Source organism: Rhodopseudomonas palustris (assembly GCF_003226555.1).
Lineage (GTDB): Bacteria > Pseudomonadota > Alphaproteobacteria > Rhizobiales > Xanthobacteraceae > Rhodopseudomonas > Rhodopseudomonas palustris_I.
Map to the genome: position 1 here is coordinate 468,904 of NZ_QKQS01000013.1, position 25,528 is coordinate 494,431.

The window sequence follows — 25,528 nt, forward strand, 5'->3', positions numbered from 1 at the left end:
GTCAGTGAATCGCCGCGTACATGATCTTCTCCTCGGTCGCGTCCAGACAGGAGAACTCCTCGACCACCTTGCCCTGCCGGCTCACGAGGATGCGGTCGGACAGCGCCAGGATTTCCGGCAAGTAGGACGAGATCACCACCACCGCCCTGCCCTCGTCGGCAAGCCGATTGATCAGTTCGTGGATCTCGACGATGGCGCCGACGTCGACGCCGCGGGTCGGCTCGTCGAAGATCACCACACTCGGGTCCTGTGCCAGTGATTTCGCGATCACCACCTTCTGCTGATTGCCGCCCGATAACTCTACGACCTTCGCCTTGGTGCTGATCGCCCGGACGTTGAGCCGCTTGATCCAGCTCTCGCCGCTCGCCTGCGCCTCGCGCCGCGACAGCAGGAAGCGGCCGCGCGGAAATTTGGCGAGCAGTCCGAGATAGACGTTGCGGGCGATCGACATCGTTTCGAAGAAGCCTTCGACCTTGCGGTCCTCGGTGATGTAGGCGATGCCGTCTTTCACCGCCGGCGCCGGCACGCGGTAACGCACCGGCTCGCCGCGCAGCAGAATTTCACCGCCGTGGAAGAAGTCGCGCTTCAGCACGCCGGCGGCGATCTTGAAGGTCTCGGTCCGCCCTGCCCCGACCAGGCCGAACACGCCGGTGATCTGACCGGCGAAGATCGACAGCGAATTGTTCTTCACCATCGGCGCCAGCTTCAGATTCTGGATCGTCAGCATCCGCTCGCCGGCCGGCCGCACCGTGGCCTTGCGCTTGCCGTACAGCGTGTTCGACAGGTCGCGGCCGACCATCGCCTGGACGATGCGGTCGCGATCGAAATTGCGGGCGTCGTCGGTGACGACGTGCTTACTGTCGCGCAGCACGGTGATGCGGTCGGCGAGCAGCAGCGCTTCTTCGAGCGCGTGCGAGATGAATACGATCGAGACGCCGCGCTTCTTCAGGTCGCGCACCAGATCGAAGAAGTACTTCTTCTCCTCCGGCGTCAGCGTCGCGGTCGGCTCGTCGAAGATGATTACCTTGGCCTGATGCAGCACCGCGCGGGCGATCTCGACCATCTGCTTCTGCGCCGCGCCGAGCATCCCGACCGTCGCGGTCGGCGTCACGTCGAAGTTCAGCGACTGCAAAAATTGCTGGGCGGCGATGTAGATGCCGCGCAGCCGGTTGTAGAACTTCTCCTGTCCGAGAAACAGATTCTGCGCCACCGTCATGGTCGGCACCAGGCTGTTCTCCTGAAACACCATGCCGATGCCGAGATGCCGCGCTTCCAGCGGCGTCTTCGGTGCCACCTCCTTGCCGTCGACCAGCATGGTGCCGGAGGTCAGCGTCACCACACCGGCCATCGCCTTGGTCAGCGTCGATTTGCCGGCGCCGTTCTCGCCGACCAGCGCATGGATCTCGCCGCGGCGGAGCTGAAAGTCGACGCCTTCGATCGCCGGCACGCCGGAATACAGCTTGGTTGCCTTGCGGAATTCCAGAACATTCTCGGTCATGCGCGGGTCTCGCCTTCGACCTCGGAGCGTTTGACGCGCAGCAGCCGGCGCGGTCCCTTGGCCAGCACATACAGGCTGTCTGCGACCTCGACCGCGGCAACGACGCCGTGGTTGGTGCCGTCGACCCGGCTGTGCAGCGAATACAGGGGCGCACAGTCGGCGCCGAGCCGCACCACCAGGCCGTAGGCGCGCGGCGGCGCCCACGGCTTGATGATGCCCATGGTCTTCAGATGCGCGCCCTGCATCGGTTCCCGGAACGACTGCCCGGCGCGCAGACGCGGCACGATCCAGAACTCCGGATCGATCTCCGCCATCATCCGGCGGCGATACGTCGCCTCGCGAAGCACGAACTCGATCAGTTGGGTGCGCGCGGTGAACGCCGTCAGCCAGAACCCGCCGCCCGCCGCCGGCGTCAGTCGCGACGGATACACCGGCAGATGGTCGAACACCGGCTTGACCTTGCCATCGCCGCTCACCGCGATCAGGCGATGACGCCAGCTCTCGCTGACCAGCGTGGTGTCGCCTGCCGACGCAGCCCCGAACGCGTAGCGCAGGCCGGATGCAACGACCTCCGCCTTGCGCGACGCCGGATCGATCGCCAGCAACCGGCCGCTGCGGCCACGGCTGAGCAGATCGCGGCCCCACTCCGCATATGGCAACTCGGTCGATCCGTCGGTCGCGAGCAGCGTGCCGTTGCGGCCCGGCGTCAGCGCGTTAACGGCGGTCATGCCGGCGCCGGTAATGGCGATATCGGCAGCCTCGCCCGGCGCGAACACCCGCACCTCGCGTCCAGCCAGCGCCACCGCGAGCCGGCCATCCGGCAAGACGCACAGCGCGGTCAGCGGCTGATCGAACTGCCGCACCGGGACGAACGCCGCACCGTCCAGCCGCAACACGGCGTTGCCGTCCGCGACGTACAGCGACGTGCCGTCTGTCGCGAGATCTTCGGCGCCAGGCAGCGTCGCGACGATCTCGGCGTGCTCGAGCGTCTGGTTCGGCTTCAGCGCGCCGTCGAACGGCGGCACCGTGATGGCGCCCTCGCCGCGGCCGAGGAAGTGATGCGCGAATTCGCGAAGCGCCGGGATCATGCCTGCTTCCCCCATCGCTTGTCGTATTGCACGAAGTTCGGATCGGCGCCGTCGAGCTTGTAGCGGCCGATGCGGTTATTGGCGATGCCGCCGAGATACAGATGCCCGCGGTGCTCGCGCATCGAGGTGATCATCGGATGATTGACGCCGCCGAGATCCCAGAACGATTCCAGGATCTCACCCTGCTCGTTGAACTTGACGACGCAGCCGGTGTTGATGTTCGGGAACAGCCACTCGTCGACCGGCAGCCGCTTGCCCATGCGGCGGCGGAAGTCCGGCATCCGCCACGCCAGATCGAGCGCGGGCGAGCGCATCCCGACCAGCGCCAGCCAGTAATTGCCGTCGGAGGCCAGATTGATGTTGTCCGGATAGCCGGGCAGATTGTCCATCACCACTTCGACGGTGCCGGACTTCGGTCCGTCGAACCAGTAGCGCTTGATCGAGCAGCCGAAGGTCTCGGCGAACAGGATCGACTGCCGATCGCTGGCGATGGCGATGCCGTTGGGGAATTTCAGCCCGCGCAGCACGGTGCGGGTGGTGTTGGTGTTCGGGTCGTAGCAGATGATGCGGCCGTTGCCGCGCGCTTCGAGGCCGTCGACCGGCCATTCGTCCATCTCGTAGCGCACCGTGGCTTCGGAGAAGAAGATGCGGCCGTCGTCGGCGATGTCGAGGTCGTCGGCGAGCCGCAGCCGGCTGTCGTCGTTGACCGACCACAGGCTGCGGTTGGTCTCGTCGGTGGCTTTCTCGACTTGGCCGTCCGGCGCGATGCGATACAGCCCCATGCCGCCGATGCAGCAGTAGAGGTTGTCATTGCGGTCGAACGCCATGCCGAGCGGCTGGCCGCCGATATGGGCGAAGACTTCCATCCGCTCATAGTCCGGCGCGTAGAACTTCATGATGTCGCCGTGGCGCGAGCCGGCATAAAGGTTGTCGTGGCGATCGAGAATGACGTCCTCGGGCGCCTCGATCCTGCCGAGGCCGATCAGCGACACGTCGCGCAGCTTGTCGTTCTGCTCGAACGGCCCGCCCTTTCCGATCTCGGTCGAAGGTGGCGGCGGCAGATAATGATAGGCCGGTGCGACATAGACCTTGCTGATGATGCGGTTGCGGTTCTTCAGCCAGCGGATGTCGATCATCGCGGCAACCAACAGAATCGACGCCAGCACCATGCGGTTGTAGCCGCCGCGCACCGACAGCGTGGTCAGGCCGTTGGTGATCAAGAGCACGATCAGCGTGCCGGCCAGCGCTTTGGCGACCGAGCCCTTGCCGCCGCCGAGCGTGATGCCACCGAGCACGGTCGCGGTCAGCACCGTGACTTCGAGGCCGATGCCGACGTCACCGCCGACGGTGCCGAGCCGGGCGGCGAAGAACAGCGCGCCGACGCCGGTGAGCGCGCCGCTTGCGACGTAGCACAGCGCAATGGTGCGGCGGACCGGGATGCCGGAATTATAAGCCGAGCGGCGCGAGCCGCCGATCGCGGTGATGTGCCAGCCCGGCCGCAGCCGCGTCAGGAAAATGTGGCCGAAGATCGCAATCACGACATACAGCAGCGCGACGCTCGGGATCCCGAACACATCGCCGCCGCCGAGGAAATCCCACGCCGGAAAGTCCGGCATCGACGAGGCGATCTTGACCGAATTGCCGACCAGCAGCAGATCGTAGGCGGAGCGAAAAATGATCAGCGTGATCAGCGTGGTGATGAAGGCCCGCAGCCGCAGATAGCCGATCAGGATGCCGTTGATGCTGCCGAGCAGCGCGCCGCAGGCAATGGTGGCGACGATCACCGCCGGCACCGGCCAGTTCAGCACGTTGAGGCAGTACAGCGCACAGAAATCGCACAGTGCGAACATCGAGCCGACCGACAGGTCGATACCGCCGACGATCACCACCAGACCCATGCCGAGCACGACGAAGCCGATCTCGCCGGCCTGCCGCGCGGTGTCGCCGAGCGAGGCCGGCGACAGGAAGCCCGGAATCGCGCGGCTGAGCGCGATCGCCACCACGATCAGCACAATCATCGGGATCGCGGTTTCGGTCCAGCGCTTCGACAGGATCTCGCCGAGCAGATGATCCGGCCAGTAGCGCGACTTGAATTTGACGAGAGCTTCTTGCATGGGGCCCGCTGACAGGATGGTCGCCGATATCAGGGCGTGCGTCCGCAGTAGCCGCCCGCTGGATGCGGGCGGCGCCTGGATCGGAACAGAGCGTGCGTTACTTCTTCAGGTCGCTAAGATTCCAGCAGGCCATGTCGGAGCCGGCGTTCTCCTTGGTGATCGGGATCAGCGTGGTGTAGATCGAGCCCTTCACCTGGCCCGGCTTGACGCCGGACGACAGCAGCCACTTGATCATCGCAGCCATGTCGGCGGCCTGGGTCGGCACGTCGTAGCTGAGGTTGAGATCGAACGCGCCCGACTTCACCAGCTCGCAAGCGCCCTTGCGCTCGCCGCCGCCAGAGGTCGCGACGAACACCTTGCCGGTGAGCCCCGCTTCCTTCACCGCCGCGGCGGTGCCGATGTCCATGCCGTCCCAGAAGCCGACGATGCCGCACAGATCCGGGTTCTGCTTCAGCACCGTCTGGGTGATCGCCTTGGCCTTGGCCGCATCCCAGTCAGCCGCCTGCGACGACACCACCTTGATCTCCGGATGCTTGGCCAGCACGTTCTCGACGCCCTTCAGCGTGTAGGCCGAAGTCGCCGCCGACAACGCGCCCTGCATGATCGCGACCTTGCCGGACTTGCCCTCGCAGGCCTTCACCACCGCCTCGGTGGCGCGCTCGCCGACCTCGATCCAGTTGGCGCCGACGAAGGCGGAGCTGCGATACACCGAGCCCATGTTGATCTGGATGATGAAGATGCCTTCCTTCTCGGCGCGCTGCAGCAGCTTGGCGTAGGTCTGCACATCGGGATTGTGCACGATGATCACCGCCGGCTTCTCCGAAATCAGCGTGGTCAGCGCCTGAGCGCCCGCGCTGGTGCTCCAATTCGGATCACGCACGACCACCTTCATGCCGAACGGCTCGAGCTCGCGCTTGACGCCGGCGAACCAGCCTTCCGTGAGGTCGAAGTTCATCGCCACCGGAATGTAGGCGACGGTCTTGCCGGCCAGCGCCGCCTTGAACGGCCCCTGGAACGGCTCGTCGAGCCCCTGCTGCGCGCGTGCGGGCAACGCCATCGCCGCCACCGCCGCGAAAATCAGTCGCGCCGCGACGCGTCTCAGTTGAACCGACATGGTCACCCTCCCTTGGTCGTTGGTCTTGTCGCCCGGCGTTGCTCGCCGTGGCTTTTGCTGGTTTGCTAGATATCGCCCTGCTGGGCGGTCTCCTCGTTGCGCGGGTTGAGGAAGGAGTCGGCGATCACCGCGATCAGCAGCACGACGCCCTTCACCAGATTCTGCCCCGAATACGACACGTCCATGATCGTCATGCCGTTGAGCATGGTGCCGATCAGGAGCGTGCCGATCACCACGTTGAGCACGCCGCCGCGGCCGCCCGACAGGCCGATGCCGCCGAGCACCACGACCAGGATGACGTCGTAGATCATCGTCGAGTTGAAGATGCGGGTCGGCATGCTGTTGACCGACGACGCCATCACCAGGCCGGCGAAGCAGCCGATCAGCGCCGCCAGCACGTATTGCAGCACGATGATCGGGCGGGTCGGAATGCCGGTGACGCGCGCGGTGTTCGGATTGTCGCCGACCGCATAAATGTAGGCACCAGGCCGTGTACTGCGCAGCAGGAAGGCGACCAACAGGCAGGCGAGCCCGAACAAGATAATCGGCAGCGGCACGCCGAGCAGCCGCCCCTGCCCGAGCCATTCGAAGCCCTGCATGCCGGGGCTCCATTGCACGACGTCGAGGCTGAACAGCGCCGCCTGACCGAAGCCCGCGAGAAACAATCCGCTCGCCAGCGTCGTGAACAGCGCCGGAACTTCGGCGTAAGCGATCAGCCAGCCGTTGAACACGCCGAACGCGACCGCGAGCAACAGGGCCACCGAAAGCGCGACCGGCAGCGAGCTGCCGTCCTGCACCATCTGCAGCACCAACCCCGGCGGCACTGCGAGCACGGCGATGAGGGAGATATCGATGCCGCGACCGATCACCACGATCGCCATTGCCAGACCGAGGATACCGAGAACCGACACGTTCTGCAGCAGCGTCAGCATATTCGCGGTGGTGAAGAAACCCGGCAGAAACACGACGAATGCTGCAAACATGACAGCAAAGATGCCGAGCACGATGCCCTGCTGACTAACCCGACTGAGCGCCATCCCTAGCCTTACGTCTTTTTAGTTACGCGATCCTCCCCCGTCCTTTTACTAATTGCAAGACGAAATCCGGTTCACGAACAGCCAGCGCGTTTGTGCACTGCACTGACGACGCGAATGCGCGTTGCGCGATGAAGTGGTCAGTAACAATCATAGGTTGGCAGCACGCGACGAATGACAGGCGCAACACGATCTAAGCCGACCTTTGGACTGACGCGCGAAGCGGCATGAGGCAAGACTTCGCCCCGTCATTGCGAAGAGCGCAGCGACGACGCAATCCAGCCGCGGCGCTCGGAGTCTGGATTGCTTCGCGGAGCCTGTCATCGGGCGACGCTTCGCGCCGACCCGTTGGCTCGAATGACGGAGATCCAGATCTTGATATCAGATCTGATAGTTAGACAAACGTCGTCATGGCCGGGTTCGTCCCGGCCATCCACGCCTTTTCCGCGTTTCCGACAGCAAGGCGTGGATGCCCGGCACAAGGCCGGGCATGACGTAGATAGACGTGACTGACAGAGCGAAGCCGGGTCTGCGAGGCAGCAGCCTTCGCCAGCTACACGATCGGCAAAATCGAAAACCGCTCGCCCGGCGCACGTTGCGCCAGAAGGATGGCGCCCGCGTCTTCCACTAGCACCGCCTCGACGCGCGCGGCCGAGGGGCCGCGGTGGCAGGCGGCGATCATGTCGCGGACGATCGGCTCGCTGCCGGCCAGCACCGCCTCGACGCTGCCGTCGCGACGGTTGCGGACCCAGCCGTCCAGGCCGCTGGCTTGCGCGGTCATCGCCAGCCAAGCCCGATAGCCGACGCCCTGCACCCGACCGCGGATCGTCACTTGCCGAATGATTTCGGTCATCGGCGTTTCACGCCGAGGAAATGTTCGCACCGTTCGGCGACGACATCGCCGCGCGTCACCTTGTCCATCAGGTCGGCGCCCGCAAGACCGCTCAACTGCTTGGGTGTCGCCCCGACCTTGATCGCCGAGAGCGTTTTGAACACGGCCTCGGTCGCAGCCGCGATCGGCGCGTGGCCCTGCACCGCGATGCGAACGCGTCTCTCCGCAAGATGATCGAAATCGCCGAGCTCGGCTGGCGGACTGCCGAGCGCCAGCGGCAGCGTCGTGGCGGCGCTGATCGCTTCGAGTTGGGCACGGTTCTTCACGCCGGTGAAGAACAGCGCGTCGACGCCGGCGGCCTCGTAGGCCAGCGCGCGTTCGATCGCGTCGTCGAGCGAGGTGATCGAACAGGCGCCGGTGCGGCCGATAATGACGAGGTTGGGGTCGCGCCGCGCGTCGAGCGCGGCCGTGATCTTGCCGAGCCCCTCTTCGCGCGACACCAACTGCGGCTTGGCCTCGCCGTAGGCCTGCGGCAGCAGCGTGTCCTCGATGGTGAGGCCGGCGGCGCCTGCCGCTTCGAGCTCTTCGACCGTGCGGCGGACGTTGAGCGCATTGCCGTAGCCGTGGTCGGCATCGACCACCACCGGCAGCGCGGCGGCGCGGCTCATGCGCCGCACCTGTTCGGCGAGTTCGGTCAGCGTGATCAGCGCGATGTCCGGGTCGCCGAGGATCGCCAGCGACGCCACCGAGCCGCCGAACATGCCGAACGGAAAGCCGAGGTCGTCGGCGATCCGGATCGAGATCGCGTCGTACACCGACGCCGGGCGCACGCAGGCCGATCCTGCGAGGATCGCCCGTAATGCACCGCGGCGGTCGCGCCAAGCCACGGCGGTGTTACGCGAATTCGAGGATCATCGCGTCGACCGCGAGCGTCGCTCCGGCAGAGGCGTGGATCTTCTTGACGGTGCCGTCGCGTTCAGCGCGCAGCACGTTCTGCATCTTCATCGCCTCGACCACGGCGAGCGTCTCGCCGGCCTTGACTTCCTGGCCTTCGGTGACCGCGATCGACACGATCAGGCCCGGCATCGGGCACAGCACCTTCTTGCCGGTGTCGGCCTTGTCGACTTCCTTCATCCAGCGCGCGGCAGCCGCTTCGCGCTCGGTGAAGACGTTGACCGACACCTCGTAGCCGTGATGCGCCAGCTTGAAGCCGTTCGGGATCGAGCGGACCTGCACCGCCACCGGACGGCCGTCGATGGTGCCTTCCCAGACCGGATCGCCCGGCATCCAGGACGACAGCAATTGATGCGGCTGACCGAGCGAACCGTCGGGGTTGGCGAAACGGACGACGAACGCCTCGCCCTCGCGGATCACGTCGAGCGGCACTTCGCTGCGCTCCAGCCAGACGCAGCGGCGGCGCTCGCGGATCACCGCGCGGCCGATCATCTGACCCGAGATCTTGCGCTTGCGTTCGCCGATCACCCGGTCGATCGCCGCGCCGACCGCAGCGATGCGGCGGGCGACTTCGCCCTCCGGCACCCGCGGGTGGAAACCTTGCGGAAACTCTTCGGCGATGAAGCCGGTCGACAGGTTGCCCTCGCGCCAGCGCGGATGCGTCATCAGCGCCGACAGGAACGGAATGTTGTGGCGAATGCCGTCGACGTAGAACGCGTCGAGCGCATGGGCCTGCGCCTCGATCGCTGCGGCGCGCGACGGCCCGTGCGTCACCAGCTTGGCGATCATCGGGTCGTAGAACATCGAGATCTCGCCGCCCTCCTGCACGCCGGTGTCGTTGCGCACCGTGATGCCCGAGGCCGCGCTCTCGGCCGGCGGACGGTACTTCACCAGGCGGCCGATCGACGGCAGGAAGTTGCGGAACGGATCTTCCGCATAGACGCGGCTTTCGACCGCCCAGCCCTTCAGCGTGACGTCCTTCTGCGCCAGCGCCAGCTTCTCGCCGGCCGCCACACGGATCATCTGCTCGACCAAGTCGATGCCGGTGACCATTTCGGTGACCGGGTGTTCGACCTGCAGGCGGGTGTTCATTTCGAGGAAGTAGAAGCTCTTGTCCTGGCCGGCCACGAACTCGACGGTGCCGGCGCTGTCGTAGTTCACGGCCTTGGCCAGCGCGACCGCCTGCTCGCCCATCTTGCGGCGAGTGACTTCGTCGAGCAGCGGCGACGGCGCTTCCTCGATCACCTTCTGATTGCGGCGCTGGATCGAGCACTCACGCTCGCCGAGATAGATGACGTTGCCGTGCTTGTCGCCGAGCACCTGGATTTCGATGTGGCGCGGGTCGACGATGAACTTCTCGATGAAGACCCGGTCGTCGCCGAACGACGCCTTCGCCTCAGCCTTGGCGAGGTTGAAGCCTTCGGCGACCTCGGCGGTCGAATGCGCGATGCGCATGCCCTTGCCGCCACCGCCGGCGGAGGCCTTGATCATCACCGGATAGCCGATCTCGTCGGCGATCTTCACCGCATGCTTGTCGTCCTCGATCACCCCGAGGAAGCCCGGCACGGTCGAGACCTTGGCCTGGGCGGCGGCCTTCTTCGACTCGATTTTGTCGCCCATCGCGGCGATCGCGCCGGGGTTCGGACCGATGAACACGATGCCGGCCTCGGCCAGCGCCTTGGCGAACGCCTCACGCTCGGACAGGAAGCCGTAGCCCGGGTGCACCGCCTCTGCGCCGGTCTTCTTGCAGGCCTCGACGATCTTCTCGATCACCAGATAGCTCTCCGCCGCTGCCGGCGGTCCAATCAGCACCGCCTCGTCGGCCATTTCGACGTGCAGCGCGTCGCGGTCCGCCTCCGAATAGACGGCGACCGTCTCGATACCCATACGGCGCGCGGTCTTGATGACCCGGCAGGCGATCTCGCCGCGGTTGGCGATCAGAATTCGTTTGAACATGCTCTTTTTCTTGCAACCTTGGGTGGTTCTGCTGTCCCGGGCGGGGCAGCGACGGGGCATTGCGGGTGTGCTTGTAACAATTCTGTCGCCGCGGAAAACTAGATATTGCGCAGGGGGCCCGCGCAGCGACCGTTTAAATCAAAGGTAGCGCCCGCACCGGCCGCCGCGACATCCGCAAGCATGCGTCCGCTGTCGCGCAAAAATGCCCGCTCTGCAACCGAATTCCGTGCTTTTCCAGCGGCCTAACGGCGGATTCCGCCGTCCGAGTTGAACTGTTTCGGCGGCGGCGGCCGCCGCCCCGGCGCGCGCAAACAAAAGCGGCGGGGAACACCTCCCCCGCCGCCGGATTGCCGCCTGAATTGAATCGATCAGACGCCGAGATCGAAAATCTGCGGCACCTGCGTGATCAGCGGCAGGGTCGCGACGCCGACCAGGGTCGCCACCAGCCGCATCAGGGTGTGATTGCTGCGCCGCGTGCTCCGCATCTGGCGCGAGATCCACTCCAGCACCTCGGTGTTGACGCCGACCGCCTGGGTCGGAGCCCAGGACTCGATCGCCACGTCAGGCGACAGCGCGACGCTGCGGGCCGGAACTGGAAGACCCGATGCGGCTGCGGCGTGATGCGCCACCGCCTTGGCGAACAGGTCATCGAACCGGCCGCCGTCGACGCGCTCGGCAGCGGCATCGTTGATCTCGAACAGCGCTTCGGCCTCGGCCCGGCTGATCGGCTGATTATCGACCGCAGAGGCCGTCAGGATGCGCATGCACCAGGCGGTGTCGGCGGCGTCGATCGTTCGGGAGAAGTGGACCCGACCGCCGGTGGTCGGGCCTTCGCCGGTGATGATCCCATCCCGTACGACCCCGAGCGCCTGCGCGGCGGTATAACGATCCGAAACGTTGAGAGGGTCGATGCCGATCAGGTCGGCGGTGGCGACGGCAGTCATTGCTTTCACTCGTTTTCTGGCTCTGAGCCAGCATTTCCACGCTGGCGTAAACGCTTGGTTAAGACTTCGCCCCTGCGCCCGACTCGATCGGAATTACCCACGATGTTTCGAAACAGGGTTGCCGATTTGTCGCAGCAGCGGTCTCGTCGGCTCAATTTGCAGGACGCTCCGGCGGCGATTAGGCGCAGTGGCGGCGAAGTTGAGGCAAAGCGACTTTGCCGGGCGGCCATTTGGCCGCACCGGTCGTTCACCCACTCTTCAGCGTTTCAAGCGTCGGGCGGTCTGCACTCGGTCAGCGCGGAGACCACCAGTCGGCGAGCAGGAGGCCGAGCGTGCCCGACACCGCCGTGACGAACACTCCCCAGGAGATGTCGACGGCGACCACCGGCCAGGTCCAGTGCTTCAGCAGCGCCAGCGAGGTCAGCTCGAAGGTCGAGTAACAGAAGAAGCCGAACAGCGCCCCGTACAACAACGTGGATTGCCAGGTCGCCTGCGCCGACCCGTTGACGAAGATGATAATGCCGACGACGTAGAGCAGGTAAAACAGCACAGCCGGCGGTAGCCTCACTTCCCCGAGCATCTCCCCGACCTGCGACTGGAAGAAGCTCTTGGCGATCGTGCCGAGGAACAGAAAGTCGAGCGGAATCAGGACAATGAATGTTGCCAGATAGAGCACACCGTATCGCTTCAAATCGTCCTCCTGAACAAAAGCCAAGTGTATCCTGTCAAATACGCGGCGCCGCGTCGATGGTTGCAGACCCGGCGAAAAGTCGGTGCAGGATCGCAGCCCGGATCGAGGATGAGCCAACGTGCTGACCACGGCCGAAACTCGCCCTGTCGTCGTCTGGTTTCGTGACGACCTCCGCCTCGCCGATCATCCGGCGCTGCATGCCGCCACGGAATCCGGCGCTCCGGTGCTGTGCGTCTATGTGCTCGACGAGGAGAGTGAGGGCCTCCGGCCGATCGGAGCAGCGGCGCGGTGGTGGCTGACGCAATCGCTGCGCGCGCTGAGCTCCGAGCTGCGCGCGCTGGGCGCAGCATTGGTCCTGCGACGTGGGCCGGCGGCGGCGGTGCTCGCCGAGATCGCACAGCAGAGCGATGCAGCGGCGGTGCATTGGAACGAGATCGAGATCGCCCCGCATCGCGCCGTCGCCGATGCGCTGGCCGACGCCCTCACCATGGCGGGCATCGCGTATCACCGCCATCGCGGCGATACGCTGGTGGCGCCGAACGCGATCCGCAGCAAGGACGGCCGTGGCATGCGGGTGTTCACCCCGTTCTGGCGGCGTGTACTCAGCCTCGGCGACCCGCCGCAGCCCCTGCCCCGCCCGACCACGCTACGGCCGGCGCCGGCGCTGCCGAGCGAACAGCTCAGCGACTGGCGGTTGGAGCCGACGACGCCGGACTGGGCTGGCGGTCTCCGCGCCACCTGGACGCCGGGGGAAGCCGCAGCGCAAACCCGGCTCGCCGGTTTCCTTGCTAAGCAGCCCGGCTATGCCGAGGGCCGCGACTATCCGGATCGGCACGTCACCTCCGGCCTGTCGCCGCATCTGCGCTTCGGCGAAATCAGCCCGCGCCAGGTCTGGTACGCGGCGCGCTTTGCCGCCGCCGAGCGGCCCGCGATCGCGCCCGACATCGACAAATTCCTGAGCGAAATCGGCTGGCGGGAGTTCTGCCGGCACCTGCTCGCCGAGCATCCGGATCTTGCGAGCCGCAATCTGCAACCAGCGTTCGACGCCTTCCCGTGGCAGAGCGACGAGACGGCGCTGAGCGCCTGGCAGCGCGGCCGCACCGGCTATCCGATCGTCGATGCCGGGATGCGTGAGCTGTGGCATTCCGGCACGATGCATAATCGCGTCCGCATGGTGGTGGCCTCGTTCCTGGTCAAGCACCTGCTGATCGACTGGCGGCTCGGCGAACAATGGTTCTGGGACACGCTGGTCGACGCTGACTTCGGCAGCAATCCCGGCAATTGGCAGTGGGTGGCGGGCTGCGGCGCGGATGCGGCGCCGTATTTCCGGGTGTTCAATCCGGTGCTGCAAAGCGAGAAATTCGACGCGGGCGGCGCATACATAAGGCGCTGGATCCCCGAACTGGCCGGCCTGCCCGACAATCTGATCCACCAGCCGTGGACCGCGACGCCGATCGAACTCGCCGCCGCCGGCGTCGAGCTCGGCGGCAACTACCCGCAGCCGATCATCGACCACAAAGCCGGCCGCCAGCGCGCTCTTTCGGCCTATGCCGAACTGCGTCAGCGTTGAACAACTCCGCTTAGCAGCGTTACTAATTTCGCGAATCGGCTATCGTCGGGGTTATCTGCAAACCCCTGGGGGATCAACATGGACGACGACAAGCCAATTCTCGATCAGATGGGCGACGTGATCAACGAGGTCGCCGACGCGGCCAAGACCGCCGTCAAGAAGGCGCGCAAGGCGGCTAAGAAAGTCGCCAAGAAGGTGAAGACCGGCGCCAAGAAGGCGGCGAAGAAGACGACCAAGAAGGCCGCCAAGAAAGCTCCGAAGAAGCCCCCGAAAAAGGCCGCCAAGGCGGCCAAGAAAGCCGCCAAAAAGGCCCCGAAGAAAGCCAAGAAGGCCGCCAAAAAGGCAACCAAGAAAACCGTGAAGAAGACCAAGAAGGCGGCGCCGAAGAAGGCGAAGAAAGCCAAGAAATCCAAGCGCTGATCGCTTCATTCGCGTCGGCCAGCGAAAGCCTCCGGAGCAATGCGCCGGAGGCTTTTTGCTGTCTGCAAAGCCGGAGCGGCGTAGCCGTCGCCCAGCTACGCCTTGGCCCGGTTGACCAGAAACACCGCCGCTGCGCAGATCACCATGCCGACGATCGAAACCGCATCCAGCGTCTCGCCGAACAGCACATAGGCCATCAGGGCGGTCACGCCGGGGACGAGGTAGAACAGGCTCGCCACCGAGGTCGCGGCCGAATGCCGGATCAGCCAGTACAGCAGCCCGATCGAGCCGATCGACAACACCACCACCAGCCAGCCCACCGCCAGGACGAACTCAACGGTCCAGCTCACGACCCGGGTCTCGAAAAGCGCGGCGCCGACCGCTAACAGGGCCAGCGCGGCCAGGAACTGGATGATGTTCCCGGCGCGCCAGTCGATGCCGCTGCAGAACCGCTTCTGGTACAGCGTGCCGATGGTGATGCCGATCAGCGAACAGGCCGAGGCGAGCCAGCCCCAGCCGACGTCGCCGGTCAGGCTGCGGCCGTGCAGGATCAAGAGCGTGCCGCCGAGACCGAGGCCCAGCCCCAGCCATTGCAGCGGCGCGACGCGCTCGCCGAGCCAGCGATTGGCCAGCGTCGAGGTCAGGATCGGCTGCAGCCCGGGGATCAAGGCCGACAGGCCCGCCGGCACCGAATGCGCGATCGCGATCGAGGTGCCGCCGAGATACACCCCGTGCACCAGGAGGCCGGCGACGATGCTGTGGCCGACGCCGGCGAGGCTCGGCCAGCGCGGCCGCGCGATCGCGGCGATCACCGCGAGCAGCGACACCACCCCGATCATCCGGATCGACAGGTAGGTCAGCGGCTCCGCACCGCTCAGCGCATATTTGGTGCCGACGAAGCCGGTGCTCCACAGCACGACGAACACGGCGGGCGCGGCGCGACCGGCCAGATGCTCTGCGTGAGGTTTCATTGTCTCCCCGGGGGCCCGATCGTATGGTGACGGGCAAGCGCCCGATGGCGCCACGTCCATGCCATGCCGCAAGCGCCGCGACCAGCAGGGATCGTCATCATCCGACGCGCCGCCCTTCCCGCTGAGCGCGTTCGTCGTTTCCGGAGCCGCCATGCGCCTGCAGTTCGAAACCGTCGACGTGTTCACCTCCGAGCAGTTCAGCGGCAATCCGCTGGCCGTCGTGCTCAATGCGGAAGGCCTGTCGACCGCGCAGATGCAGGCGATCGCCGGCGAGTTCAATCTGTCGGAAACCACCTTCGTGCTGCCGCCGCAGAATCCCGCACACACCGCGCAGGTTCGGATCTTCACGCCCAATGGCGAGCTGCCGTTCGCCGGCCATCCGAATGTCGGCACCGCCTTCGTGCTGGCCCGGATCGGGCAGAGCTACGGCCGCGACATCTCCGGCAATCGTGTCGTGTTCGAAGAGAAAGCCGGGCTGGTGCCGATCGAACTACTCGAGGACGGCGGCGCGGTCAGTGGGGCGCGTCTGACGTCGCCGCAACGCCTCTCGCTGGCCGACGAGGTCGCGCCCGACGTCGTGGCCGCGGCCTGCTCGATGAGCGTCGGCGACATCGAGACGGCCAACCACCGGCCCTGCATCGCGTCCTGCGGCACCGGCTTCATCATCGCGGAGGTGAAGAGCCGAGCTGCGCTCGCCGCCGCTAGCCCGCGGGCCGACGTGTTTGCCGACCGCATCGCCGGCTACGCGACGTCGAAGCTCCTGCTCTACGCGCAAACCGGCGAGGATGGGATCGACATCCGCGCGCGGATGTTCGCGCCGCTGAACAAGATCCCCGAAGATCCTGCGACCGGCAGCGCCAACGTCGCACTGATCGGCCTATTGGCGAAGCTGCGGCAGGAAGCCGATCTGAGGCTGTCGAAGATCATCCTGCAGGGCTTCGAAATGGGGCGGCCGAGCGTGCTGTTCGCGAGCGCCGAGAAGCGCGGTGGCGAGGTCATCGCGACGGCGATCGGCGGGCACTGCGTCGCGGTGATGTCAGGAACGATCGACCTGAAGTGAGGTTTGTGCTGCCGGACGAAGTGCGCGCGCCGAGGAACCCGGTTCAGGCGGCCGGCACGCTCAATAGTCTTCCGGGCACGGATCGACGATCTTCCACAGATCGACGCCGTTCTTGATCTTCTTCATCTCGGTGGTCAGGCCGCCGTGGCGGGCCAGCCAGTCCTTAACCGGACGCGGATAATACGACATCAACTCCGAGGTGCCCTCGAGGCTGGTGACCTTGATACCGAAGGTGAAGGCCTTGTCGTAATAGGCCTGGTGGAAGCCGAGGCTGGCGCGCGGGGTGACGCAGATCTTGTTGAGCGGCACGATCCCGAACACCAGGGTACAGGCCGAATTGCAGATGCCGTCGATGATCACCCGCTCGTGGCGGTCGCGGATGCGCTGGTACTTGGCCTTGTATTCCTCGACATAGCCGCCGTGATCCCGCCTGATATGGAGGTCGGCACGCGCCGGCGACGCCAGCAAAATCAGCGGCAACAGCAGCAACGAGAACAGCGGGCGCATGGTTCGTTCGAAACCCGTGGCGACAAGGGAGCAGGCCGGCAACCGCCGGCACCGGCACTTTGGCCGAGTTTGGTTTGCGCGACGTTAATGTGCACATTCCGGCAAAATCATGGGACGTCCCCCTCCCCCTTGTAAGCGCCTGCAAAAGTGGGGTATTCGGAAGGCCCGCCGGGGGCACGCTCCCCCGGCCCCCGCGCTCGTAGCTCAGCTGGATAGAGCATCGGATTTCGATTCCGAGGGTCGGAGGTTCGAATCCTTCCGAGCGCGCCATTCGTATTACGGACGGAGGCCAAGGGGTGACGACTGATCCCCGAAGGTTCATCAGGCCATCAGTGCCCGTTCCGATCCGCCGCACCCGGTCGCGTTGACGCGGCGTCCGGCGCCTTGGCATAAACTTACTGCGCTCGATGCGACAGAGCGATCGGCCGGGGCGCGGCTGGGGGGTGCGATGCAAAACGGGCTGTATTCGATCCACGTCGACCTGCTCGACGGCCGGTCCGGCAAGGGCAGCGGCGTGGTGCTGTTTCGCGACGGCAAGATCCTCGGCGGCGACGCCTATCTGTTCTATGTCGGCACCTATGTCAGCGACGGCGACAGCTTCAAGGGCGAGGTCACCGTCACCCAGCACACCCCAAGCCCGGACGCCAATCCGCTGTTCGGCGGCCAGAAAGAGCCGGTCGGAATCGGCGTCAGCGGCACCTCCACCGGCAACGCTGCGGTGATGAACGGCACCGCGCTGGTCGGCAAATCCAGTCAGATCTTTCGCGCGACGCTGCGGCGGCTCGCCGACGCGGACTGACGCCCAGCCCCTTCCCGCAGGCAGCCTATGACGCCGAGGCCGCCGACAATTCGGCACGCTCCTGCGGCGCGATCCGCGGCAGCGTCATCAGGATACGAGTGCCGTTGCCGGGCTCGGAGTCGAGCTCGAGCCGGCCCCCGAGCCGGTTGGTGACGATATTGTAGACGATGTGCAGGCCGAGGCCGGTTCCGCCCTGATCGCGCCGCGTGGTGAAGAACGGATCGAACGCACGGCGGCGAACGTCGAGGCTCATGCCGCAGCCGTCGTCGGAATACGCCACCACGACGTGATCGTTGCCGGCCGCGCGCACCTTGATCTCGACTGTGCCGGCGCGGCCGTTCGGGAACGCGTGCGCCACCGAATTCAAAAACAGATTGGTCAGCACCTGGCCGTAAGGGCCCGGATAGGAATTCATCATCAACCCGGGCTGGCACTCGACGTTGAGCGTCAGATTGTGTTTACGCAGGCCGGGCCGCAGGCTCATCACCACCTGCTCGGTGAGGTCGCCGAGATCGAACAGACGCTGATCGGAGTAGTTGCGGTCGGCCGCGACCTGCTTGAACGACTGGATCAACTCGGCGGCGCGGTTGAGATTGGCGACGAGCTGCGCCGAAGCATCGCGCGTCGTCTCCAGAAACTCGTTGAGGCGCGAGCGCTTCAGCTCGCCGCGGGCGACCTCGGTGGCAAACACCGCGGCCTTGCGCTCCAGCGCGGAGGCCACCGTCAGGCTGATGCCGACCGGATTGTTGACCTCGTGGGCGACGCCGGCGACCAGCCGGCCGAGCGCGGCGAGCTTTTCCGCCTCGATCAGCGACTGCTGGGTCTCGCGAAGGTTGCGCAGCGCCGCTTCGGCCGCGTCCTTGGCCTGGCGCATCTCGAGTTCGCCGCGCTTGCGTTCGCCGATGTCCAGCGCCACCGTGACGATGCGCTCGATCTGGCCGTCGGCGTCCTTCAGCGGCATCTTGTTGACCAGCCATTGCCGCACCGCGCCAATGGCGTCGCGGTACTCCTCCTCGTAGAAGCCCAGCCCCTCGCCGGTCTCCAGCACGCGCTTGTCGTTGGCGTCTGTCTTGTGCGAGCCGAACCGCGACATCAGCTCGGCTGTGGTGTGGCCGATCGCCTCGCGCGGATCGATGCCGAACACGCCCGCCATATAGCGGTTCATCAGCACGTAGCGCAGCTCGGTATCCTTGACGTTGATCACCGCCGGAACGGTGTCGATCACCTGCTGCAGCAGCAGCCGGCTCTCGGCGACCGCCTGCTCGGCGCGCTTCTGATCGGTGATGTCGCGCACCGCGCCTTCGTAGCGGATCACGTTGCCGGCCTCGTCGCGGACCGCCCCGGCGCTGTCTGACAGCCACAGCACCTCGCCGCTACGCTTGCGCGCCTGATACTCGAATTCGCGCACCATGCCGTCGCGCTGCATCAGCTCCCGATATTCCAGACGCTTGGCCGGATCGAGGTAGATCGTGGTGGTGACGTCGGCAGTGGCGCGGATCAGTTCGGCCGGGCCGTCGTAGCCCATCATCCGCGCCAGCGCCGGATTGGCGTTGAGCAGCGCGCCGTCCGGCGTGGTGACATAGATGCCGTCGATCGAGCCTTCGAACAGCTTGCGATAGCTTTCTTCGGCGAGCCGCTGCTCGGCGAGCGCCCGCACCGCGGCCTCGCGGGCTGTGTCGGCCTCGACCAGCGTGCGGCGGAACACTTCGGCGGCGCGGGCGATGTCGCCGATCTCGTTCTTCACGTCGGTCGCCGGGATCGCGGTGTATTGCTGACCGGCCGCCAGCGACCGGATCGCCCGGGTGATCGCCGTCAGCGGCCCGACGGTACGGCGGACCACGAAGGCGGCCGCCATCCAGCCGACCAGCACGCCGGCGATGCCGAGCACGATGCTCTGCCACTTGTCTTCGGCCAGCGTGCGGGCAAGATCGCGCGACAGCACCCGGCCGCGGCGGGCGGCGGCATCGCGCAGCAGCTCGGTGACCTTGCCGATCAGCCGCCCCTCGGTGCCGAGCACATCGCGGTCGAGATCAGCGATCTCCTGCTCCAGAGCCGCCGTCGCGGCGATCCCCTCGGCGTAGTCGCGAACCGATCCGGCCACGCCGGCATCGCCGATCGGCAGCGCCCGCATCCGCCTTGCGGCATCGCTCGCCCCCATCAGGTCGCGCGACAGCAAAGCCGCCACCACCTTGGTCTGCGCCGCATGCAGCTCGCCGGCGATCTTACGGTCGGACAGGCCGGCCACCGCCGCCTCGAAGCTCTCACGCAGCGCCGGGATCTTGGCCACCAATTCGCCGCGGCGCTGCATCAGTTCGGTGATGCGCTGCAGGCCGTCGCGATAGTTGGTCAAGCGTTCGGTGACGCCGTCGAGCATCTCTTGCTGGTCCGGCGCCAGCTCCAGACGGGTCTTCTTCAATAATTCGGTGAGCGCGGACGCGGCGGTGAACACCTTGCTGGCGGGCTGCGCCCCGGGCTCGGTCACCGCCTGACGGGCGGCGAAGCGGAGATCGCTCATCCGCCGTTCGATCTCTTCGGCGAGGTCGCCGACGCTCTGCAGCCGCTGCAATTCGCCGAAGGTGCGGTCGATATGCCGGATCGCCACCACACTGCCGATCGAGGTGGCGGCGATGATCGTCAGCAGCAACAGAAAGCTGCCGAACGTCATCTGTCCGATCGAGAGCGTACGCGTCCTGACGCTCTGGATGAACGATGAAACAGCGTTTGGCATGCGGACGAGACCGGCTCCTGTGCGGGCGCGATCGTCCCACACTTGTACCGCCAAGAGTACAGCGTCGGTGCGCCGGCAACAATCGCCGAAGGGGTCCCGGCAGCGCCGGCTGCCGGGACCGCTGTTCAGGCTTTGGCCGACGCCGCCATGGACGAACCGGGCGGCGGCGGTCGCCAGCCGCTATTTCTTCGGCCGGATCGCGTCCGCGGTGCCTTGGATAAAGGCCTGGATCTTGACCACGTCCGCCTCGGTTAGCTTGCCGGTGAAGTCCGGCATACCCTTGTCGCGGAACGGCCCCTTGAACACGATGTCCTTCAGGTGCGCGATCCGGTCGGTGGTGGAGTAGCCGAGGTTCTTGACGTTGCCGCCGCGGTCGACGCCGGGCACGCCGTGGCAGGTGGCGCAGGCGGCGACATAGATCGCGGTCCCCTCTGCCACGTCCTTCGGATCGTATTCGATGCCGGTGAGCAGATTGCCCATCTGGTACTTGGCAAATTCCGGCATCTTAGCCTTGCCGCCGACCGCGAAGGTGTACACCGTGCCCGGCGTCTCGGTCTCGGTGGCGCGGGCGCTGATGCCGAACACACCGCCCCAGCCGACCGCGATCGAGACGTATTGCACGCCGTCGACCATGTAGGTGGCCGGCGCCGCCACCGCGCCAGTGCCGAGCGGGCTCTCCCACAGCTTCTCGCCGGACTTGGCGTTGTAGGCCACCAGGCGACCGTCAGCCGTGCCCTGGAACACGAGGTTGCCGGCCGTAGTCAGCGTGCCGCCGTTCCACGGCGAGACGTAGTCGGCGCGCCACGCTTCCTTCTGCTGCACCGGGTCCCACGCCACGAGGCGCCCGAACGGCAGGTTCTTCGGCGGCACCGCGTTCAGCGTGAAGCCGACGTTCCAGCCGGTGGTCGAGCCGAACTTGAACGGCTCCATCTTGTTCTGGGTCAGCGCCTTCTCGCCGGTGAGGTTGACCGGCACGCCTTGCGCCGGCAGGTACACGAGGCCGGTCTGCGGATTGAACGACATCGGGTGCCAATTGTGGGCACCATACGGCCCCGGGATCGCGTCGAACGACTTGTCCGCCGAGCGTGCCTCTGGATTTTCGATCGGACGTCCATTGGCGTCGTAGCCGGTCGCCCAGTTCACATCGACGAAGTTCTTCGCCGAGATGAACTTGCCGTCGGTGCGGTCGATCACGAAGAAGAAGCCGTTCTTCGGCGCGTGCAGGATCACCTTGCGCGGCTTGCCGTCGATCGTCAGGTCCGCCAGGATCATCGGCTGGGTCGAGGTGTAGTCCCAATTGTCGCCGGGTGTCTCCTGATAGTGCCAGACGTATTTGCCAGTGTCGGCATTCAGCGCGACGATCGACGCCAGATACAGATTGTCGCCGCCCGCCGGGCTGCGCAGGTTCCGATTCCATGGCGAGCCGTTGCCGGTGCCGACATAGATCAGGTTGAGATCGGGATCGAACGTGATGGTGTCCCACGCGGTGCCGCCGCCGCCATTGACCCACCATTTGCCGGCCGGGTCCCAGGTCTTGGCGGCCTTCTCCATCGACTCGTCTTCGAACGGCTTGCTCGGATCGCCCGGCACCGTGAACCAGCGCCACGCCTGCTTGCCGGTCTCCGCATCATAAGCGGTGACGTAGCCACGCGCGCCGTATTCGGCGCCGCCATTGCCGATCACCACCTTGCCGTTGAACACCCGCGGCGCGCCGGTGATGGTGTAGGAATGTTCGTGGTCGATCAGCGTGTCGATCTCCCACGCCTTCTGCCCGGTGGCGGCATCGAGCGCGATCAGCCGGCCGTCATAGGCGCCGACGAACACCTTGCCCTTGTACAGCGCGACGCCGCGGTTCACGACGTCGCAGCAGCCGCGATAGCCTTTCGAGCGATCGACCTTGGGATCGAAGGTCCACAGCTTCTTGCCGGTGCGGGTGTCGACCGCATGCACGACGCTCCAGGACGCCGTGACGTACATGATGCCGTCGACCACCACAGGCGTCGCTTCGACGCCGCGCTCGGAGCCGAGGCTGTAGCTCCATTGCAGGCCGAGCTGTTTGACGTTGTCGGTGTTGATCTGGTCGAGCTTGCTGAAGCGGGTCTCGGCATAGTCGAGGCCGTAGCTCGGCCAGTCCTTGGTGGTCTTGGCATTGGCGATGATCGCGGCACGGTCGACCGCGCCGGTGACCGCGCGGATATGCGCGGCGGAGCCCTTGGCATCTTGCGCGGCGGCCACCGCCGGCGACAGCAACGCGGCCATCAGCGCCGCGGCGCCGAGCCGCTTCGCAACTAATCGTGTTGCGGATTGATGGACAGGTCGGTGCGCAGTCCGCACCGCGTCAGCAGGCTTCCTCATGCATTCGCTCCCTACTCGGCCTCTTGCCGGGCCGAGCGGAAGTGTTGCGCGCGGTGGGAACAGCGTCAACCACAATGCGGACGCGACGCAGACGCAGTTATTATCTCGCAATGCAATGCACGACGCGCTGCATTGCGATGCCGCGGCTGCGAACTAAGCGCCGGAAAACTCGAACAGCTCGCCGTCGTAACCGGCTTCGGCCGGAATCCGCAGCAAACGCTTGTCGCCGTCCTTGCTCATGATCGGCAGCACGGTGACGATGCTCTGCGCACGTGCGTGATCGAGCGCTGCAGCAACGCTCGGCTGCTGGCCGAGCCGGATCAGATTGCGGATGGTCGGAAACGGCAGCGTGAAGCGGCCGCTGTCGCCGCCATCGAGCGCTTCACGCGGCGACAGCCAGATCGAATCGGTGGTCTCCCAGCCGTCGTGCATGCCGACCTGCTCCGGCGGTGCCTCGGCGAGGAAGAACCAGGTATCGAACCGCTTCGGCAGCTTCTCCGGCGTGATCCAGTGCGCGTAAGGCACCAGCAGATCGAGCGCGAGCACCACATCGTTGTCGGCCAGGATCTGCGCAAAGCTGATATTGCCGTCGCACAGCGCCTTGCGATGCGCCGCCTCGATCTCGGCAGCACGAGCCGCCGCGACCAGGGTGTCGCTGCCGCGCTGCCGCGCCAGCAGGATGCCGCTTTCCTCGAAGGTCTCGCGGATCGCTGCGATCCGGAATTCCAGCGCCGGGCCGACCGCGGCATCGACGCCGGCGTACAATTCCGGTCGGGCGGCGATGTCGCGGTCGCCGGCATCGACGCTGCCGCCCGGGAACACCAGCGCCCCGGAGGCAAACTCGACCTGATAATTCCGGACCATCATGAACACGTCGAAGCCGGCCGCAGCCTGGCGCAACAGCACAATGGTCGATGCGGGACGTGCGGCGGCCTCAGTGGTCATGATGTTAATCCGCAGCCTTGCTGCGCGGCTCGAGATCGGCGCGTTTGTCGACCCGCGCCAGCCGCGACAACAGATAATCGACCTCTTCACGTGCTGTGTCGGTCAGGCTCGCGCCCGGCTTGCGCTGCGCGCTCGACGACAACAGCCCGCGCTTCTTCAGCACGTATTTGCGAACCGACAGGCCGACGCCCTGCTGATGCTCGTAGCGGATCAGCGGCAGATGCGCGTCGAACAGATTGTGCGCGAGGTCGCGCTGCCCGGCCTTCGACAGCTTGACGACATCCACCAGCATGTCCGGGAAGCAGTAGCCGGTCATGGCGCCGTCGGCGCCGCGCTCCATCTCGAAATCCAGGAACATGCCGCCGTTGCCGCACAGGATCGACAGCGGCCGCAGCGAGCCGTCCTTCTGGAAGCCGCGCAGCGTGGTGATCTTCTCGAGCCCCGGCCAGTCCTCGTGCTTCAGCATCACGCAGGATGCGCTGTCCATCACGATCTGCCGGATCACCTTCGGGGTCATCACCACCGACAGCGTCAACGGATAATCCTGCAGCACCCAGGGCACGTCGTCGCCGATCGCCTCGGTGGCCTGGCGGAAATAGGTGGTGATCTGCTCGTCGGAGCGCAGCGACGGCGGCGGCGCGATCATCACGCCAGCGGCGCCCGCGTCCATCGACAGCCGCGCCAGCCGGCGCATCGCGGCAAAGCCCGGCGCCGAGACGCCGACGATCGTCTGCATCGACTTGGCGCGCTTGATGAAGCGGGTGGCCACCGCCTCGGCCTCGGCCGCATCGAGCTTCGGCGCCTCCCCGAGGATGCCGAGCACGGTGACGCCCTCGCAGCCGACCTCCGCGTAGAAATCGGTCAGGCGGTCGATCGACGCGTCGTCGATCTTGCCGTCGTCGTGGAACGGGGTCGGCGCAATGGCAAAGGTGCCTGCGGCTTCCGGGGTGAGCTTCATCGCGTGGGCCTTTCGATCGGTTGCGCCGGCGCCGGCAGGTCGACCCGCTTGTTCAGCACTGGCCGTCGCCACCGCACTGGTTCGGCGGCGGCGACACCTTTCGGCACCCGCTCAGCGCGGGCGTCCGGCCGCCTTGATAGCCTCTTCCGAGAAGAAAATCTCGCCGGCGTGGGCCGCAATCTCCTCGGCGGACCAGCCATTGTGGGACGGCTTCCAGCCGTCCATTTCCATGAGCTTCATCTCGCGCACCCCGCGCGGGCCGGAGACGCCGAGCACCTTGCCGGTCTGGTCGCCGGACAGGCTGGAGACCATGTACAAAACCGCCGGCGCGATCCCCTCCGGCGTCAGCGCCGCGCCCGGATTCTCGCGGTAGCGCGGCAGGTCTTCGGTCATCCGGGTCAGCGCGCCCGGCGCCAACGTCCAGATCCGGATGTTGTATTTGCGGCCCTCGATCGCCAGCACGTTGGACAGTCCCCAGATGCCGCCCTTCGCGGCGCCATAGTTGCTCTGGCCGAAATTACCGAGCAGGCCCGAGGTCGACGAGGTGTTGACGATGACGCCGCCGCCATTGTCCTTCATCCATTTGAACACCGGCTGGGTGACGCAGAACGTGCCCTTCAGGTGCACCTTCATCACCCTGTCCCAGTTCGCCTCCGAGACCTTGGCGAAGGTCTGGTCGAGCAGGATGCCGGCGTTGTTGACCAGGATATCGGCACGGCCGAAATGCGTGATGGCGTCGTCGAACACCGACTGCCCGCCGGCCATCGTCGAGATGTCGGCGGTGTTGGCGACGGCGCGGCCGCCCGCAGCCTTGATCGCATCGACCACCTGCTGCGCCATGCCGGCGTCGGAGCCCGAACCGTCGCGCGGGCCGCCGAGATCATTGACCACCACCGCGGCGCCTTCGCGCGCGAACAGCTTGGCGTAAGCCTCACCGAGCCCCCCGCCCGCCCCGGTGATCAACGCCACCTTGCCATCGAGCAATCCCAT

Annotated in this window: 21 protein-coding genes and 1 tRNA gene; 5 read left to right on the forward strand and 17 right to left on the reverse strand. The window is 66.1% G+C overall.

Features of this window, described 5'->3' with window-relative positions:
• Position 1: 1 nt before the first annotated feature.
• The 10 genes from DNX69_RS09915 to DNX69_RS09960 form a co-directional block, all read right to left on the reverse strand.
• Positions 2-1,498, reverse strand: coding sequence for a sugar ABC transporter ATP-binding protein (locus DNX69_RS09915; protein ID WP_110785813.1), 1,497 nt, complete (start codon positions 1,496-1,498; stop codon positions 2-4).
• Positions 1,495-2,586: a hypothetical protein gene (locus tag DNX69_RS09920; RefSeq protein ID WP_110785814.1), complete on the reverse strand. Its 1,092-nt coding sequence runs from the start codon at positions 2,584-2,586 to the stop codon at positions 1,495-1,497. Before DNX69_RS09920 ends, DNX69_RS09915 begins: the two co-directional genes overlap by 4 nt.
• Entirely contained in the window at positions 2,583-4,700 is a 2,118-nt protein-coding gene (locus DNX69_RS09925) for an ABC transporter permease (protein WP_110785815.1), read from the reverse strand. The genes DNX69_RS09920 and DNX69_RS09925 overlap by 4 nt, the downstream gene beginning before the upstream one ends.
• 97 nt (positions 4,701-4,797) lie before the next feature.
• Positions 4,798-5,814 (reverse strand): sugar ABC transporter substrate-binding protein, encoded by a 1,017-nt coding sequence (locus DNX69_RS09930; protein WP_234826911.1) that lies wholly within the window; start codon positions 5,812-5,814, stop codon positions 4,798-4,800.
• Between the two features lie 65 nt (positions 5,815-5,879).
• Positions 5,880-6,851: an ABC transporter permease gene (locus tag DNX69_RS09935; protein WP_110785816.1), complete on the reverse strand. Its 972-nt coding sequence runs from the start codon at positions 6,849-6,851 to the stop codon at positions 5,880-5,882.
• Between the two features lie 550 nt (positions 6,852-7,401).
• Positions 7,402-7,701 (reverse strand): acylphosphatase, encoded by a 300-nt coding sequence (locus tag DNX69_RS09940; protein WP_110785817.1) that lies wholly within the window; start codon positions 7,699-7,701, stop codon positions 7,402-7,404.
• Positions 7,698-8,567: an isocitrate lyase/PEP mutase family protein gene (locus tag DNX69_RS09945; protein ID WP_110785818.1), complete on the reverse strand. Its 870-nt coding sequence runs from the start codon at positions 8,565-8,567 to the stop codon at positions 7,698-7,700. Before DNX69_RS09945 ends, DNX69_RS09940 begins: the two co-directional genes overlap by 4 nt.
• Before the next feature lie 7 nt (positions 8,568-8,574).
• Entirely contained in the window at positions 8,575-10,590 is a 2,016-nt protein-coding gene (locus DNX69_RS09950; protein ID WP_110785819.1) for an acetyl-CoA carboxylase biotin carboxylase subunit, read from the reverse strand.
• A 368-nt stretch (positions 10,591-10,958) separates the two neighbouring features.
• Positions 10,959-11,534, reverse strand: a complete 576-nt coding sequence (locus tag DNX69_RS09955; protein WP_110785820.1) for a hypothetical protein — start codon at positions 11,532-11,534, stop codon at positions 10,959-10,961.
• 292 nt (positions 11,535-11,826) lie between these two features.
• The gene (locus DNX69_RS09960) at positions 11,827-12,225 is read right to left on the reverse strand and encodes a DUF2177 family protein (RefSeq protein ID WP_110786061.1); all 399 of its coding nucleotides are present in this window, start codon (positions 12,223-12,225) and stop codon (positions 11,827-11,829) included.
• Between the two features lie 118 nt (positions 12,226-12,343).
• Between DNX69_RS09960 and DNX69_RS09965 the strand changes: the two genes are divergently transcribed.
• Together DNX69_RS09965 and DNX69_RS09970 are read left to right on the forward strand one after the other, a co-directional pair.
• Complete coding sequence (locus DNX69_RS09965) at positions 12,344-13,795, forward strand: cryptochrome/photolyase family protein (RefSeq protein ID WP_110785821.1); 1,452 nt, start codon at positions 12,344-12,346, stop codon at positions 13,793-13,795.
• Between the two features lie 78 nt (positions 13,796-13,873).
• Complete coding sequence (locus DNX69_RS09970; RefSeq protein ID WP_110785822.1) at positions 13,874-14,215, forward strand: histone; 342 nt, start codon at positions 13,874-13,876, stop codon at positions 14,213-14,215.
• Positions 14,216-14,310: 95 nt separating this feature from the next.
• Here DNX69_RS09970 and DNX69_RS09975 read toward each other — a convergent pair whose 3' ends face one another.
• A complete protein-coding gene (locus DNX69_RS09975) occupies positions 14,311-15,186 on the reverse strand; it encodes a DMT family transporter (protein WP_110785823.1) in 876 nt (291 codons plus the stop codon).
• Between the two features lie 151 nt (positions 15,187-15,337).
• On the opposite strand from DNX69_RS09975, the gene DNX69_RS09980 reads away from it, so the two are divergent.
• Positions 15,338-16,246 (forward strand): PhzF family phenazine biosynthesis protein, encoded by a 909-nt coding sequence (locus DNX69_RS09980; protein ID WP_110785824.1) that lies wholly within the window; start codon positions 15,338-15,340, stop codon positions 16,244-16,246.
• Between the two features lie 60 nt (positions 16,247-16,306).
• Here the strand turns inward: DNX69_RS09980 and DNX69_RS09985 are convergent, their stop codons facing one another.
• On the reverse strand, positions 16,307-16,753 hold the full coding sequence (locus DNX69_RS09985; RefSeq protein ID WP_110785825.1) for a hypothetical protein: 447 nt from the start codon (positions 16,751-16,753) through the stop codon (positions 16,307-16,309).
• Positions 16,754-16,946: 193 nt separating this feature from the next.
• On the opposite strand from DNX69_RS09985, the gene DNX69_RS09990 reads away from it, so the two are divergent.
• Positions 16,947-17,023 (forward strand) — tRNA-Arg (locus DNX69_RS09990).
• 178 nt (positions 17,024-17,201) lie between these two features.
• Positions 17,202-17,552, forward strand: a complete 351-nt coding sequence (locus DNX69_RS09995; RefSeq protein ID WP_110785826.1) for a GrlR family regulatory protein — start codon at positions 17,202-17,204, stop codon at positions 17,550-17,552.
• Between the two features lie 25 nt (positions 17,553-17,577).
• Here DNX69_RS09995 and DNX69_RS10000 read toward each other — a convergent pair whose 3' ends face one another.
• From DNX69_RS10000 to DNX69_RS10020, 5 genes are all read right to left on the reverse strand, one after another.
• Positions 17,578-20,280 (reverse strand): PAS domain S-box protein, encoded by a 2,703-nt coding sequence (locus DNX69_RS10000; protein ID WP_110785827.1) that lies wholly within the window; start codon positions 20,278-20,280, stop codon positions 17,578-17,580.
• A gap of 180 nt (positions 20,281-20,460) precedes the next feature.
• Complete coding sequence (locus tag DNX69_RS10005) at positions 20,461-22,635, reverse strand: PQQ-dependent dehydrogenase, methanol/ethanol family (protein WP_110785828.1); 2,175 nt, start codon at positions 22,633-22,635, stop codon at positions 20,461-20,463.
• Positions 22,636-22,788: 153 nt separating this feature from the next.
• Entirely contained in the window at positions 22,789-23,580 is a 792-nt protein-coding gene (locus tag DNX69_RS10010; protein WP_110785829.1) for an NUDIX hydrolase, read from the reverse strand.
• 4 nt (positions 23,581-23,584) lie between these two features.
• Positions 23,585-24,538 (reverse strand): dihydrodipicolinate synthase family protein, encoded by a 954-nt coding sequence (locus tag DNX69_RS10015; RefSeq protein ID WP_110785830.1) that lies wholly within the window; start codon positions 24,536-24,538, stop codon positions 23,585-23,587.
• A gap of 111 nt (positions 24,539-24,649) precedes the next feature.
• Positions 24,650-25,528: an SDR family oxidoreductase gene (locus DNX69_RS10020; protein WP_110785831.1), complete on the reverse strand. Its 879-nt coding sequence runs from the start codon at positions 25,526-25,528 to the stop codon at positions 24,650-24,652.

Coding starts and splice junctions, on each gene's coding strand:
- DNX69_RS09915 (WP_110785813.1), bottom strand. CDS start 1,498: ATGACCGAGAATGTTCTGGAATTCCGCAAGGCAACCAAGCTGTATTCC.
- DNX69_RS09920 (WP_110785814.1), bottom strand. CDS start 2,586: ATGATCCCGGCGCTTCGCGAATTCGCGCATCACTTCCTCGGCCGCGGC.
- DNX69_RS09925 (WP_110785815.1), bottom strand. CDS start 4,700: ATGCAAGAAGCTCTCGTCAAATTCAAGTCGCGCTACTGGCCGGATCAT.
- DNX69_RS09930 (WP_234826911.1), bottom strand. CDS start 5,814: ATGTCGGTTCAACTGAGACGCGTCGCGGCGCGACTGATTTTCGCGGCG.
- DNX69_RS09935 (WP_110785816.1), bottom strand. CDS start 6,851: ATGGCGCTCAGTCGGGTTAGTCAGCAGGGCATCGTGCTCGGCATCTTT.
- DNX69_RS09940 (WP_110785817.1), bottom strand. CDS start 7,701: ATGACCGAAATCATTCGGCAAGTGACGATCCGCGGTCGGGTGCAGGGC.
- DNX69_RS09950 (WP_110785819.1), bottom strand. CDS start 10,590: ATGTTCAAACGAATTCTGATCGCCAACCGCGGCGAGATCGCCTGCCGG.
- DNX69_RS09955 (WP_110785820.1), bottom strand. CDS start 11,534: ATGACTGCCGTCGCCACCGCCGACCTGATCGGCATCGACCCTCTCAAC.
- DNX69_RS09970 (WP_110785822.1), top strand. CDS start 13,874: ATGGACGACGACAAGCCAATTCTCGATCAGATGGGCGACGTGATCAAC.
- DNX69_RS09975 (WP_110785823.1), bottom strand. CDS start 15,186: ATGAAACCTCACGCAGAGCATCTGGCCGGTCGCGCCGCGCCCGCCGTG.
- DNX69_RS09980 (WP_110785824.1), top strand. CDS start 15,338: ATGCGCCTGCAGTTCGAAACCGTCGACGTGTTCACCTCCGAGCAGTTC.
- DNX69_RS09985 (WP_110785825.1), bottom strand. CDS start 16,753: ATGCGCCCGCTGTTCTCGTTGCTGCTGTTGCCGCTGATTTTGCTGGCG.
- DNX69_RS09995 (WP_110785826.1), top strand. CDS start 17,202: ATGCAAAACGGGCTGTATTCGATCCACGTCGACCTGCTCGACGGCCGG.
- DNX69_RS10000 (WP_110785827.1), bottom strand. CDS start 20,280: ATGCCAAACGCTGTTTCATCGTTCATCCAGAGCGTCAGGACGCGTACG.
- DNX69_RS10005 (WP_110785828.1), bottom strand. CDS start 22,635: ATGAGGAAGCCTGCTGACGCGGTGCGGACTGCGCACCGACCTGTCCAT.
- DNX69_RS10010 (WP_110785829.1), bottom strand. CDS start 23,580: ATGACCACTGAGGCCGCCGCACGTCCCGCATCGACCATTGTGCTGTTG.
- DNX69_RS10015 (WP_110785830.1), bottom strand. CDS start 24,538: ATGAAGCTCACCCCGGAAGCCGCAGGCACCTTTGCCATTGCGCCGACC.
- DNX69_RS10020 (WP_110785831.1), bottom strand. CDS start 25,528: ATGGGATTGCTCGATGGCAAGGTGGCGTTGATCACCGGGGCGGGCGGG.